Annotated in this window: 11 protein-coding genes; 6 read left to right on the top strand and 5 right to left on the bottom strand. The window is 64.3% G+C overall.

Annotated elements, in window-relative coordinates:
- The first annotated feature begins 114 nt into the window (after positions 1-114).
- From D3D02_RS09315 to D3D02_RS09300, 4 genes are all read left to right on the top strand, one after another.
- Positions 115-1512, top strand: a complete 1398-nt coding sequence (locus D3D02_RS09315) for an aromatic ring-hydroxylating dioxygenase subunit alpha (protein ID WP_121569707.1) — start codon at positions 115-117, stop codon at positions 1510-1512.
- Entirely contained in the window at positions 1512-2045 is a 534-nt protein-coding gene (locus tag D3D02_RS09310; protein WP_121569706.1) for a 3-phenylpropionate/cinnamic acid dioxygenase subunit beta, read from the top strand. The genes D3D02_RS09315 and D3D02_RS09310 overlap by 1 nt, the downstream gene beginning before the upstream one ends.
- Positions 2042-2524 (top strand): hypothetical protein, encoded by a 483-nt coding sequence (locus tag D3D02_RS09305; RefSeq protein WP_121569705.1) that lies wholly within the window; start codon positions 2042-2044, stop codon positions 2522-2524. The genes D3D02_RS09310 and D3D02_RS09305 overlap by 4 nt, the downstream gene beginning before the upstream one ends.
- A gap of 140 nt (positions 2525-2664) precedes the next feature.
- Positions 2665-4167, top strand: coding sequence for an aldehyde dehydrogenase family protein (locus tag D3D02_RS09300; protein WP_121569704.1), 1503 nt, complete (start codon positions 2665-2667; stop codon positions 4165-4167).
- Positions 4168-4212: 45 nt separating this feature from the next.
- On the opposite strand, the gene D3D02_RS09295 is transcribed toward D3D02_RS09300, so the two are convergent.
- A complete protein-coding gene (locus D3D02_RS09295; protein WP_121569703.1) occupies positions 4213-4917 on the bottom strand; it encodes a metallophosphoesterase in 705 nt (234 codons plus the stop codon).
- Positions 4918-5084: 167 nt separating this feature from the next.
- Between D3D02_RS09295 and D3D02_RS09290 the strand changes: the two genes are divergently transcribed.
- Positions 5085-6995: a PEP-utilizing enzyme gene (locus D3D02_RS09290; protein WP_121569702.1), complete on the top strand. Its 1911-nt coding sequence runs from the start codon at positions 5085-5087 to the stop codon at positions 6993-6995.
- Positions 6996-7027: 32 nt separating this feature from the next.
- Positions 7028-8098 carry a PEP/pyruvate-binding domain-containing protein gene (locus D3D02_RS09285; RefSeq protein ID WP_121569701.1) on the top strand — a complete coding sequence of 357 codons (1071 nt, stop codon included), beginning with the start codon at positions 7028-7030 and terminating at the stop codon, positions 8096-8098.
- Between the two features lie 96 nt (positions 8099-8194).
- On the opposite strand, the gene D3D02_RS09280 is transcribed toward D3D02_RS09285, so the two are convergent.
- The 4 genes from D3D02_RS09280 to D3D02_RS09265 all read right to left on the bottom strand — a co-directional run bounded on the left by D3D02_RS09280 (position 8195) and on the right by D3D02_RS09265 (position 13413).
- A complete protein-coding gene (locus D3D02_RS09280; protein ID WP_121569700.1) occupies positions 8195-8890 on the bottom strand; it encodes an HAD-IB family phosphatase in 696 nt (231 codons plus the stop codon).
- Positions 8891-8966: 76 nt separating this feature from the next.
- A complete protein-coding gene (locus D3D02_RS09275) occupies positions 8967-9662 on the bottom strand; it encodes a triose-phosphate isomerase (RefSeq protein ID WP_121569699.1) in 696 nt (231 codons plus the stop codon).
- A gap of 65 nt (positions 9663-9727) precedes the next feature.
- A complete protein-coding gene (locus tag D3D02_RS09270; protein WP_121569698.1) occupies positions 9728-11401 on the bottom strand; it encodes a hydantoinase B/oxoprolinase family protein in 1674 nt (557 codons plus the stop codon).
- Positions 11398-13413: a hydantoinase/oxoprolinase family protein gene (locus tag D3D02_RS09265; RefSeq protein WP_121569697.1), complete on the bottom strand. Its 2016-nt coding sequence runs from the start codon at positions 13411-13413 to the stop codon at positions 11398-11400. Before D3D02_RS09265 ends, D3D02_RS09270 begins: the two co-directional genes overlap by 4 nt.
- Between the last annotated feature and the right edge of the window lie 236 nt (positions 13414-13649).

The raw sequence follows: 13649 nt of genomic DNA, 5'->3' as shown, positions 1-13649 counted from the left end.
AATATAATTTTGCCTTAGCAGAATACAATCAAGCAAATTGAGCCACTTTCAAATTACAAATACTCCTATATTCGGAATATTTAAGTATCTATACTCTGAAGTCGACGTATAAGTATGGCAGCAGGTGACAAACCCAGCGCGACGGAACAAGCGCTGCAGGACGCTCGCGACTCGCTCGATGAGGGGTTCTTCCCGCTCGAGTTCTTCCACGACGAGAACCTCCACGACCTCGAGATGGAGCGCATCTTCGGGCAGGCGTGGGTGTTCATCGGTCACGAATCGGAGATTCCGGAGCCGGGCGATTACGCCCGCCGCTACATCGGCGACGACGCGTTCATCTTCGTCCGCGACGAGAGCGGCGAGGTGAATCTGCTGTTCGACAGCTGTCGCCACCGCGGCGCGCAGGTCTGCCGTGCCGAACAGGGGAACACCTCGCACTTCCGGTGTCCGTATCACGGCTGGACGTACAAGAACGACGGCGACGCGGCTGGCATCCCGCAGAAATCGAAGGCGTTCAAGAACCTCGATCGAGAGGAGTACGGCCTGGCGCACGTCCCCCGACTCGAAACCTACGAGGGGCTCGTCTTCGCCTCGCTCGCCGAAGAGGGACTGTCGTTCGAGGAGTGGCTCGGCGACTTCAAGTGGTACTTCGACGTCCATATGAAGCTTCCCGAGGGCGGTATGGAGGTCATCGGCGAACCGCACCGCTGGGTCATCGACGCCAACTGGAAGACGATCGCGGACAACTTCAACGGCGACAGCTACCACACCGCGTGGGCACACGGCTCGGTCCTCGATCTGGAACTCGGCGGCGAGGAGACAGTCGGCCACGCTGGAACCGGCGACAGCCTCGACCGACACATCCACTGTGACGGCCACACGACGAGTATGCGCGGGTTCGAGGATGAAGACGTCTTCCTCACCTACCCCGAGGAGGTCGTCGAGGACCTGTTCACGAAGGAGGATCTCTCGGACGCCCAGTGGAAACTGGCTCGGCAGGCGCTCTCGTTCACCGGTGCGATCTTCCCGAACTTCGGCTTCCTTCACTTCGGCGACACCACAGACGACCCCGAGAAAGACGTCGCGCCGTTCTTCACCATCCGGAAGTGGCGACCGCTCGGTCCCGACAAGATGGAACTGTGGAGTTGGGGGCTGGCCCCGAAGAACGCGCCCGAGGAGTTCAAAGAACGGATGTACAAGATGTACACCTCGAACTTCGGGCCGACCGGGAACTTCGAACAGGACGACGTGCCGATCTGGAAGGGCATCACTGAATCCGCCAACGGGCAGTTCGCCAGCAGTCAGAACCTCCAGTTGAACTACCAGATGGGCCTCGAGTGGATGAGCGAGATGGAACTCGACGACGAGTGGCTCGGCCCCGGCTTCGCCTACTCGGAGAACCTCGAAGAGGGCGGGATGCGCCTGTTCCACGAGCAGTGGTACGAGATGCTCGCGGGCAACGATCGAACCGACGCCACGGGTACGCCGATGAACGTGCAGGAGGACCAGTGATGTTGGCCGAACGTGAAGAGCAGCTGGAATCCCTCCTCGTCGAACGGGAGGTCGAGCAGTTCCTCTACTACGAGGCGGAACTGCTCGACAACCGCGAACTCCACGAGTGGTTCGACCACGTCGCCGACGACATCAACTACCGGATGCCACGGCGGCTGATGCGCGAGAACACTGCCAGCGTGTTCAGCGAACGAGGGTACTACTTCAACGAGGACTACGGCTCGCTGAAGGCCCGCGTCGAGCGCTTCGACTCCGAGTACGCCTGGGCAGAACGCCCGCCCACCCGGACACGCCGCTACGTCACCAACGTGCGCGTCACCCGGGACGACGAGGCACTCGCCGAGGACGAACTGTTCGTCGAGGCTAACCTCCTCGTGTACCTGAGCCGCGGGGACAGTGAGAAACACACGTTCTTCTCAGCGCGGCGCGAGGACGTCCTCCGGCGACGCGGGGACACATTCGAGATCGCAGACCGAGAGATCCGACTGGATCAGACGGTCCTGAGCACTGACAACGTCTCGATATTCCTATGACGGACGCAACTGAATCAGCGCCCCACCTCGAGATTGCCGAGGAGACCGAGATCCGCGGCGACGACGCGGCGGTGACCGTCCGGCAGATCAAGACGCCGAAGGGCGAACGGCTGGAGGTCCGCGCCGGCGACGAGGTGCTTCGGGCGGACGCGCTCGGCTTGGAGAGCCTCTCGTGGCAGGACCTGGACGTCTTCTCGGATTTCCTCGGGTACGAGTACGACCTCGCGGCTCGGTCGGAACCGGAGTCGGACGCCGACGACGCGGTCGACTGCGAGTTCACGCTGAGTAACGAGTACGCGGACATCGTCGTCCGCAGCGTCGTGTCGCCGGATGGCGACCGGCTCGTCATCGAAGCGCCGAAGAAGCACTTCAGTATCCGCGTCGACGCCGAGGGGCTCGAAGGCCTCGCCGCACAGGACACGAGCATCTTCTCGGAGTTCCTCGAAACGCCGCACGGCCCCGGTGGTCACGCGCACTGAGGATCGCGTGACCGCCCGCACTGACGACCTCGGGACCACGCACACTGACGACCCTGGGGCCGCCGACACTCGTCGCGCGGCCCTCGGGGCGTCGACGCAGTACGGACAGACACCGAAACGACAGCACATTCACCGAGACAATGACACAGCAGTCACCACAGACAGCACAGGTAGAGGCGAGCGACTTCTCGATCGACGCGGACTGGAACGGCCTGTTCATCGACGGCGAGTGGCGATCCGCAGCAGGGGACGAGACGATTCCCGTGGAGAATCCCGCTACTCGCGATGTCGTGAGCGAAGTCCCCGCTGGTACCGTCGCCGATGTCGACGAGGCGTTCGAGACAGCCGCGCGGGCCCAAGAGGAGTGGAGAGAGGTGCTCCCCCAGGAACGCGGTGAGATCATCCGCGACGTCCAACACCTCATCGAGACCTACCACGAGGAACTGACAGAGCTACTGGCGATCGAGTCCGGGAGCGCACGCCCGAAAGCCTCCCGAGAGTTCACCTCGACGGGCGAGATGATGCACGACGTCGCGACCTACCCCTTCCGGATGACGGGCAGTCACAGCCAATCGAAGGTCGCGGGGAAAGAGAACATCGTCAAGCGCGAACCCGTCGGCGTCGTCAGTGTCATCTCGCCGTGGAACTTCCCGTTCCAGCTCTCGCTGCGCGCGGTCGCGCCGGCGATCGCGCTCGGGAACAGCGTCGTGCTCAAGCCCGCCACCGAGACGCCCATTACCGGCGGTCTCCTCATCGCACGGCTGTTCGAGGCCGCTGGGCTCCCCGAGGGCGTCCTGAACGTCGTCACCGGTCACGGCTCGGAGATCGGCGACCGGGTCGCCTCCCATCCTGAGATGTCGGCGGTAGCGTTCACGGGGTCTACCTCGGTCGGCCGCCGCGTCGCGCGCAACGCGGCCGGAGCGTTCGCGCTCCCCGCAATGGAACTCGGCGGCAACAACCCTCACGTCGTGCTTGAAGACGCGGACGTCGAGCGTGCCGTCGACGCGGGCATTTTCGGCTCGTTTATGCACCAGGGACAGATCTGCATCTCGATCAACCGTCACCTCGTCCACGAGGACATCTACGACGAGTACGTCGAGCGGTTGGTCGAACGCGCGGCCGAACTGAAGGTCGGCGACCCACTGGAGGCGGATACGATCGTCGGCCCGATCATCAACGATGCCGAGCGCGACGACATCCTCGCCTACGTCGAGCAGTCCGTCGAGCAGGGTGCGACGCTCGAACTCGGCGGCAGCGCAGAGGGACTGCTGGTCGAACCCACCGTCCTCTCGGATATGGAGAACGATATGGCCGCGGCGTGTAACGAACACTTCGGCCCCGTCGCGCCGGTCGTCCCGTTCAGCGACGACGACGAGGCGGTCGCACTCGCGAACGACACCGAGTACGGCCTCTCGGCGTCGGTCCACTCCGAGCGGATCTCACGCGCCCGCGACGTCGCTGATCGGATCGACGCCGGGATGGTCCACATCAACGATCAGCCGATCAACAACGAGCCGCACGTCCCGTTCGGCGGGACGAAAGCCTCCGGGATGGGCCGCTACAACGGCGAGTGGATCATCGAGGAACTCACCGAGACGAAGTGGACGTCGATCCAGCACCAGCCGCGGGACTATCCGTTCTGAGGGTTCTGGTGCGTCGAGGATCGCTCGAAGAAAGAGCGCGGAGGGTTATTCGACGGAGTCGTTGACCGAGCGCTTCGCCCGACCGAACACCAACTCGCCGTTTTCGAGGCCATCGATCAGGACCTCGGGGAGGCCATATTCGTCGATTTTCTCTTGCGTCTCCGTTTTAGGATACTCGACGCGGTGGAGATCGACGGTTCCCGCCTCCACGTCGAGGACGGCGTACGCCGCGCGCCAGTCGCCGTCGCGTGGGAGCCCAACGCTTCCCGGATTGACGACGACGCCTTCGTCGAATTCGGATTTCGCCTGAATGTGGGTGTGGCCGATGACGAGCACGGATTCTTCCTCGAGGAGGTCGGGACTGAAATCCTCGGGATAGGTGTAGGTGTTCGGCTTGTCGGGGGCACCGTGAGCCACTTTGACCCGTCCGTCGTACAGCTCGCGCTCGACCGGGAGCGACTCGATGTATCCGAGTTCGTCGTCGGTCAACTGTTCGGTCGTCCAGAGCGCGGCCGACTTCGGAATCTCGTGGAAGTTGTCGTGGAAGTCCCCCAGCACCCCGCGGTCGTGGTTCCCCTGGATCGAGACGATGTCGTTCTCTCTGAATATCTCGATGACCTCGCTGGGGAACGGCCCGTATCCGACCACGTCGCCCGCGTGCACGACCGCGTCGACGTCGGGCATATCTTCGAGAACGGCGTCGAGGGCCGGTCGATTGGCGTGTACGTCGCTGATGAGTCCGACTTGCATAGAAATACATCGTAATTATGGTGTAATCAATCTACTCCTTTCTACAACTGTATTCTTCTTCGGATCCCATTTTTGGGATACAATAGATCCCGCACTACGAGAAATAGATTACAATATCAAATGAACCTTCGTTAATTATAAATAGCTGTGTCACGCTGTCTATTCCCATGGGATCAGATCAGGGCGCACCCGCAACTGCGAGAGAAGACCCCAGTAGCACAGTAGAGTCCCGCGAACGGTTTCCACACGCCGGTGAACTAGAACTTCCCGAAGAACTGAACGGATGGGAGGAGATGTACCCCGAGTACTTCCAGTTCGAGCTCACCGACGACCGGACCGACTACGAGCGGGACCGGTTCTGGTTCTGGGACAAGAAGGACACCACCGAACCAGTGATGCCGTGGGATATGACGATCAGCGCGCAGGCGTGGCAGATCGCGATGGCACAGAACACGAGCCGGGTGTTCGCGATCCCGCCGTCGATGTCGGTCGACATCCGCGTCGTCGCTGGCTACGCGTACTTCACCGGGATCAACGTCGAAGACGAGGAGCTCCTGCAGGAACGCGCCCAGATCTTCGCAGAGCGCAGCGAGTACTACTACGAGAATTACGACGCCCTGTACAACGGTATCTGGCTCCCCGCCGTCAAGGAAATCGGCAACGAGATCGACTCCCTCGACGTCCCTGCGGAGCTCCCCGAATACGTCCCTGACGACGTTATCACTGAAGCCAAAGGCCAGAGTCAATCGACCCTCGACGTCATCCGGAACTACAACCGACTCACCGAACTCGCGCTCGAAGGCTGGCAGCGGCACTTCGAGTTCCTTTATCTCGCGTATCTCGCGTATATGCAGTTCACCGAGACGAGCCGCGAACTGTTCCCCGACATCTCCGACGACGCCATCGGGAAGATGGTCTCGGCCGTCGAAGCCGACGTGTTCCGTCCGGACCAGGAACTGAACGAGCTGGCCGAACTCGCCGTGGAACTCGGCGACGACGTCACCGACGTTCTGACGTCCGACGCCTCGCCCGACGAGAAGATGGAGCGCCTCCGCGAGACCGAGGCTGGAAGCGAGTTTATGAACCGATTCGACGAGGTCAAAGATCCGTGGTTCTATATGACCTACGGCGACGGCTTCCACAGCTACAAGGGCTCGTGGATCGAGGACTTCAAAGCGCCCTTCGACCACCTCGAATCCAAGATCGACCGCCTGCAGTCCGGCGAGGAACTGGGCCGCGACTTCGAGGGGTTACAGGACGAGCGCGACGAAATCGTCGACGAGTACCGCCGGTACCTGGACCCCGAAGAACGCGAGGAGTTCGACCACGCCTACGAAACGTGTATGACAGTTTACGAGTACGCCGAGAACCACCAGTTCTGGATCGAGAACTGGCTGCACACCATCATCTTCCGCAAGATGCGGGAGTTCGGTCAGTTGCTCGTCAACCACGGACTGCTGGAAGACGAAGCGGACATCTTCCTCTTCAATCGCTTCGAGGTCGCGGAACTCCTCGAAGAGGCCTGCGAGACGTGGGCGCTCGGGAAGGGCGCGTTCGTCTCCGAGCGCTGGCAGGACCGCGCCGAGGAGCGCCGACAGATGTTCGAGGCCGCCAAGGAGTGGGACCCCTCACCCGCACTCGGCGAACCGCCGGAGGAGGTCACCGACCCGCTGATGCAGATGCTGTGGGGCATCACCACCGAGAAGGTCGAAAACTGGCTCGACATCGAGTCGGATGCGGGTGACGAAACGAACCTCGAAGGGTTCGGGTCGTCGTCCGGCCAAGTCGAGGGACCGGCCCGCGTGATCAACGATTCCAGCGACATCGACAAACTCGAGGAGGGGGAGGTGCTCGTCGCGCCGCTCACGAACCCGGCGTGGGCCCCTATCTTCCCCCGCGCGGCGGGTGCCGTGACCGACGACGGCGGCATCACGAGCCACGCTGCCATCGTGTGCCGCGAGTACGGTCTCCCCGCGGTCACCGGCACCGGTCACGCCACCTCGGTCATCGAGACTGGCGATCTGGTCCGCCTCGACGGTGAGACGGGCGAGGTAGAGATCCTCGAGAAGGCAGAGTAACCCCTAAATAGACCATCACTAATTACAAAAATATGGCTGACCCAACGTACACACTGCACTTCGAGTCTCCGGACTGCACCAAATCGAACATCGGTCTCGTCGGCGGGAAGAACGCCTCGCTGGGCGAACTGATGGAGGCGGGCGAGGAGGTTCAGGTCCCACCGGGCTTCGCCGTCACGACGGATTTCTACGAGGCCTTCATCGAAGAGCAATCGCTCGGCGAGTACATCAGCGAGCGACTGTCCACCGTGGATATCGACGACGACAACGCTGTCGCCGCGGCGAGCGAGGATATTCGCGACCACATCGAGAGCGCAGACTTCCCGGACTTTCTCGCCGACGAACTCGAATCGTCGTGGCAGAAGCTCCGGTCCGAGACCGGTACTGACGACCTGCAGGTCGCCGTTCGGTCCTCCGCGACCGCCGAGGACCTGCCCGACGCCAGTTTCGCGGGCCAACAGGACACCTACCTCAACGTCACCGACTTCGAGTCGGTCAAACAGCGCACCAAAGAGTGTATGGCCAGTCTGTTCACCGCGCGTGCGATCACGTACCGCGAGAAGCACGGATTCGACCGCGACGAGGTCCTCATCAGCGTCGGCATCCAGAAGATGGTCGAAGCGCGGACCTCCGGCGTGATGTTCACGCTCAACCCGGCGAACGGCGACCAATCGAAAGTTCGGATCGAAGCGAACTGGGGGCTGGGAGAGGCCGTCGTGAGCGGGACAGTCACCCCCGATAGCTTCCTGGTCGACAAACCCGTCTACAAGATCGTCGACCGCAACGTCAAGCAAAAGGACGTGATGACGGTCCCCACCGACGCGGGGACCGAGGAGGTCGAGATCGACGACGACAAGCGGGACGTCCCCTCTGTCACCGCCGACGAGATCGTCAAACTGACCGACCTCGCGAAGGCCATCGAACGCCACTACGACGAGCCACAGGACATCGAGTGGGCGATCGAGGAAGACGGCGACGACAAGCGGTTCTACATCCTACAGAGTCGCCCCGAGACGACGTGGAACGAGGACGACGAGGCGAGCGCGAACGCGACGAGTACGTCGTCGTCGAGCACGGCCGAGCGGATTCTCGACCGACTGTAAGCGACTGCAACGGTCACAGTCCGTCGCTCTACTCGACGCGCTTTTGCTCTCTCAGAGCGCTCTCCTCTCTTCCCCGACAGCGTCGCCGCTACCGGGTCAGTCGACCGTAAGGTCGACCGGCCCGTCGGCGTGTCTCTGCACGCCCTCGACGTCCAGTACGCCTCGCGCTTCGAGGTGCGGAACGATCTCGAAGAAGTTCTGCTCGTCCGTGGCGATGTCGGGGACGTCGCGAACTGCTGCTCCCGGATCCATCGCGATCGAGAACCCGGCACGCTCGAACAGAGGGATGTCGTGCGGGCCGTCGCCGACGGCGATCACCCGGTCGTGATCGATGCCAAGTTCCGCGACGAGGTCGTCGAGTACGGGGCCTTTGCCGCGGTCGATGATGTCGCCGCGGACCTCGCCCGTGAGGGCGCTGTCCTCGACGGTCGGATCGTTCGCGCGTTTCCAGTCGAACCCCAGTTCGTCGGCGATGTGGTCCGCGAGGGGCGTCAGCGCCGTGAAAATCGCGGTCTGACAGGTGACGTTGCTGGCGACCGCCTTCGCGCCCGGCGCGAACTGGAGCGACTGCACGAGGCGTTCGAGTTCCGCCGCCGAGACGCACTCGAAGAGTGGGAAGATCTGTTCGGAGAGCGCCTCCATCGCGTCGAGGTCGTGTTCCCAGACGTCTGTCTTCACGCGCGCCACTTCGTCAGTCACGCCCACGTGTTCGGCGAGGGCGTCGACGATGTCGCCGTCGATGAGCGTCTCGTCGCCGTCGAAGACGACGAGTTCGTACGTCGTATCGTCCATCTTCCCGAAGTACGTCAGACCCTACTATAATACGCCGGGATGTCATTCCGTTCGGTCCCGCTCCCGTCGACCGATTTCATCTGCTTTCGTCGCCTGCTTCGAGCGCCGCCGCGACAGCGGTGAGCCACGCTTCTCGGTCGCTCGCGCCGACGAACGCCGATGCGGCGCCGGCCGCGTCCGCGCCGTGTTCGAGACTCGCTTTCACGTCTGCTCCGGTACTGATCCCGCCGCCGAGCAGGACGCGGGTCCGTGGACTCTCCGCGTCGACCATCGAGACGAACGTCTCGACGCGCGCAGGATCCGTTCGCGCGAGTGCGCGGTCACTCGCGATGTCTGCCGGATTCTCGAACAGGAGGCAGTCCGGATCGAACGACAGCGCCGCCCGGCCCATCTCGACGCTGTCGACGCAGACGATCGATTCGAGGCCGCGCTCTGCACAGCGAGTCACCGTCGCCGCGACGTCGCCGAACGAATCCGGGCTCTCGGGGTGGTTGACGAGCACGCCGTCGGCCCCCGCCGACTCGACTGCGTCGAGCGAGATCTTCCCGTTCCCCCGTCCGGCGTCCAGCGCGTCGACGGACTGTGCGACGACCGACAGCGACGTCTCCGTAGCGATCCGATAGATGTCAGGCGTCTGTGGCGCGACGACGAACGTCGTGCCCGTCCGTCGCTGTACGGTCTCGATCGTCCTCGCTAACGCCAGACCGTCAGCTCCTGTCGTCCCCTCGTAGAGCTTGAAGTTGATGAGAAAATGCGGATAGGTGAGCGCCATTCGTGTCTGAACCGAGACGGCAGAGCGATTTCAGCGTTATCCCTTCTGCGTCCACGCGCTCCGGGTCACTCGTCGAGTTTGCCGTCGCGCCGGTCGACCGCCCGTGCGTCCGGGTCGCGGTCGTCGGGCGACCCGTGGCCGCCCCCGCCGGGCGTCCGCATCGTGACTGTCGTCCCCGCGTCCACGTCGACGGTCGTCTTCGCGGCCACCGCTTCGCCGTCGACGAGGTTCTCGCCCGTCGCGCCGTCCGCGCCGCCGGCGACGCCCCGCGGTCGGGTGCGCCTGCGTTCGGTGAGCAGCGACACGGTGGCGTCGCACTCGACGGTCAGCGCCCGTTCGAGACCGAGGCCTCCGCGGTGCTCCCCGTCGCCCCCGGTTCCCGGCCGGAGCGCGTAGCGCTCGACGGTGAGGGGGTACTCCGCTTCGAGCACTTCCACCGGCGTGTTCAGCGTGTTCGTCATCCCCACCTGTGCGCCGTCGATGCCGTCGCTCTCGGCGGTCGCTCCCGCGCCGCCGCCGATCGTCTCGTAGTAGGTGAACGCCCCCTCGCGGGAGCCGACGATGAGATTGTTCATCGTTCCCTGGCCCTGTGCGGGCGCGCGCTCGGGGACTGCTTCGGCCAGGGCCGCGAACACGACGTCCGTGACGCGCTGGCTGGTCTCGACGTTGCCGCCGACGACGGCGGCGGGCGATTCGGGGTTCAGGAGCGACCCCACGGGGGCCGAGACGGAGACGGGGTCGTAACAGCCCTGATTCGGCGGGATCTCGGGATCGGTCAGGCTCCGCACGACGAAGTAGACGGCGCTCTTCGCGACCGCGAGCGGCGCGTTGAGGTTCCCCGAGACCTGCTCCGCGGTGCCCGCGAAGTCGACGTCGATTTTGGTCCCATCGACGGTGACAGTCACTTCGATCGGCACGTCGTCGTCGCTGACGCCGTCACCTTCGAGAACGTCTTTGGACGTATAGATGCCGTCAGGGATCGCTTCGAGTTCGGTTTCGATCCGGTCTCGCGAATAGTCGATGATCGCGCCGAACGCGTCGATCACGGTCTCTCCGGAGCGTTCGAGCAGGTCGGCGAGGCGTTCTTCGGCGCGGTCGTGCGCGGCGAGTTGCGCGCGGATGTCGGCCCGTCGCTCGCTTGGTGTCCTGACGTTTGCCAGGAGCATCGCGAAGACGTCGTCGACGAGTTCGCCGTCGCGGACGAGACGGACGCCAGGGAGACGAAGCCCTTCCTCGTAGACTTCGCGCGCTCCAGCGGGCATACTTCCGGGCGTCGATCCCCCGACGTCGGCGTGATGGGCGCGTGATACCGCGTAACCGAGGGTCTCCTCGCCGTCGCCAGGGGCCCCATCGACGTCGGGCGCGAGCGGCGAGACGAGCGTGATGTCCGGCAAGTGCGTGCCGCCCTCGAACGGATCGTTCAACGCCCAGACGTCGCCGGGCTCGGGATCGTACTCCCGGATCGCCTCGACGGCTTCCGGCATCGCGCCGAGGTGGACCGGGATGTGCTCTGCCTGCGAGACCATCCGGCCCTCCGCGTCGAAGATCGCCGTCGAGCAGTCCTGCCGCTCCTTGATGTTCGGCGAGTACGCGCTGCGGATCAGCACCTCGCCCATCTCCTCGGCGACGCCTTCCAATTGATTCCGGAGGATTTCGAGCGTGACGGGGTCGACACTGCTCCCGTTCGTTTTCGTGCTGATGCGACCTGCATCGTCGCTGGGTGTGTCGTCTCGGGTCATCGATCTTCCTCCACAAGCACGAGCGATCCGTCCGCGCGCACTTCGGCGTCCCAGATCGGCGGGACGACGACGGTGCTTTCGGCCTGTTCGATCACGGCCGGCCCGCCGATCGACCGTCCGACTTCGAGTCCTGTGCGATCGTACACTGGCGTCTCGTACGTCCGTTCTCCGCCGAACGTCGCTTCGCGTTCGCCCGTATGGGCGTCGCCCTCGGCTTCGTATGCGGTGGCCGGGCCGCGTCGGGGCGTCGTCGCCGACACCCGGAGGTTGACGAGGTCGACCGGCTCGTCCATCCGGTAGCCGTAGGTCGAGGCGTGCGCCTCGTGGAACCGCTCTTCGACGTGATCCGGATCGAAGGGGTCCCGCACGTCGACGGTGAGCTCGAAACTCTGTCCGGCGTAGCGGAGGTCGGCGCGCCGGCGAACCGTCGCCGCGTCGGGGTCGCGAGCGTCTGCGAGCACGTCTCCCTCCAGTTCGTCGTATCGCTCGTCGACGACCGCGGGATCTACGTCGGCGAGACCGACGCGGTGGGTCCGCACGGCGTCGTGTTTCTCGTCGGCCGCGAGCAGTCCGTACGCGGAGAGAACGCCGCAGGCAGGCGGGACGACGACCGTTCCGATGTCGAGGTCGTCGGCGAGTGCGCAGGCGTGCATCGGCCCTGCGCCGCCGAACGCGACGAGGCCGAACTCTCGCGGGTCGTGGCCCCGTTCGACCGTCGCCGACCGGATCGCCCGCGCCATATTCGCGTTCGCGACGCGATAGACGCCGCGCGCGGCGTCGAGTGGCCCACCGAGACCCGCTTCATCGGCGAGGTCCGCCAGCACGTCGAATGCGGCGTCGGCGTCCAGCGCGAGCTCGCCGCCGAGGGCCGTGCTCTCGCCGATGTATCCGAGGACGAAGTTCGCGTCGGTGACCGTCGGGTCGGTTCCGCCGTTTCCGTAACAGGCCGGACCCGGGTCCGATCCGGCGGACTCCGGTCCGACCCGGAGCGCACCGCCGCTGTCGACCCACGCGATCGACCCGCCGCCCGCGCCGACGGTGGTCACGTCGACCATCGGCGTGCGGACCGGTTGGCCGTTGATCTCGGCGGCGGTCGTCCGCTCGGCCTCCCCGTCGCGAATGAGACTCACGTCGCTCGACGTGCCACCCATATCGAAGGTGACGAGCCCGTTGCGGCCACGTTCTTCGGCTACCTCACCGGCGGCAGCGTTCGCGCCGACGACGCCCGCTGCGGGGCCCGACATCGTCGTCGTGACGGCGTGTTCCCGAACCGTCTCGACGGCGGCGATGCCACCGTTGGCCTGCATCACGAGCGGTTCCGGGAGCCCTGTCTCGACGGCGCGCTGGGAGAGCCGACCGAGGTACCGATCGATTGCCGGCGTCACGTAGGCATCGACGACCGTCGTCGACGTTCGTTCGTACTCGCGAAACTCTGCGAGTACTTCGTGTGAGGCCGAAATCGGAACGTCGAGCTCTTGCTTAAGGAGCTCGACCACTCGCTGCTCGTTTTGAGGGGCCGCATAGGCGTGCAACAGCGAGACGGCGACGCTCTCTGCGTCGCACTCTCGGATCTCTGTTGCGACGTCGCGAGCGGCCTCCTCGTCGACGCCGGCTTCGATTCCTTCGGGCGTCGAACGCTCGGGGATCTCGAAGCGGCGCCGGCGGGGGACGAGCGGCTCCGGCCGCTCCGCGGAGAGGTCGTAGAGGTCCGGGCGGTCCTGCCGGCCGATTTCGAGGACGTCTCGGAAGCCCTCGGTCGTGACAAGCGCCGTCTTCGCCCCGGCGCGCTCTAAGAGCGCGTTGACAGAGACAGTCATCGCGTGCGTGAACTCGTCGACCGACGTCGGATCGATCCCGGCGTCCTCGCACGCCTTCTCGACGCCGTGTAACACCCCCACGCTCTGGTCTGCCGTGCTCGGCACCTTTGCCGTCACGAGATCCTCGCCTGTGGCGAGCACGACGTCGGTAAAGGTCCCCCCGACGTCGGCACCAAGCCTGATTCGGCCTGTCATACTGGACCGTACTTTCTGCGCGCAATATAAGGGTTACAAAGCGGAGGACACGAGCGGCGACCGGAGCGACACCGCCTGGGAGTGAGCCTCCTATCGAACACGACTTTGCACGCCGTGCCGACGCTCCTAGCTGGCACTGTGGCCAGTATATATTCGATAGTTAGATAGTATATTATATTGTTAGATATACCTGAAATAGTGCGTACGAGTGACTCAGATAGCTTTACAAAGAGTTG

Source organism: Halobellus sp. Atlit-38R (assembly GCF_003665925.1).
Taxonomy (GTDB): Archaea; Halobacteriota; Halobacteria; order Halobacteriales; family Haloferacaceae; genus Haloquadratum; species Haloquadratum inordinatus.
The sequence above is the reverse complement of the archived record's forward strand: the minus strand, read 5'-3'. Positions and strand labels throughout refer to the sequence as shown.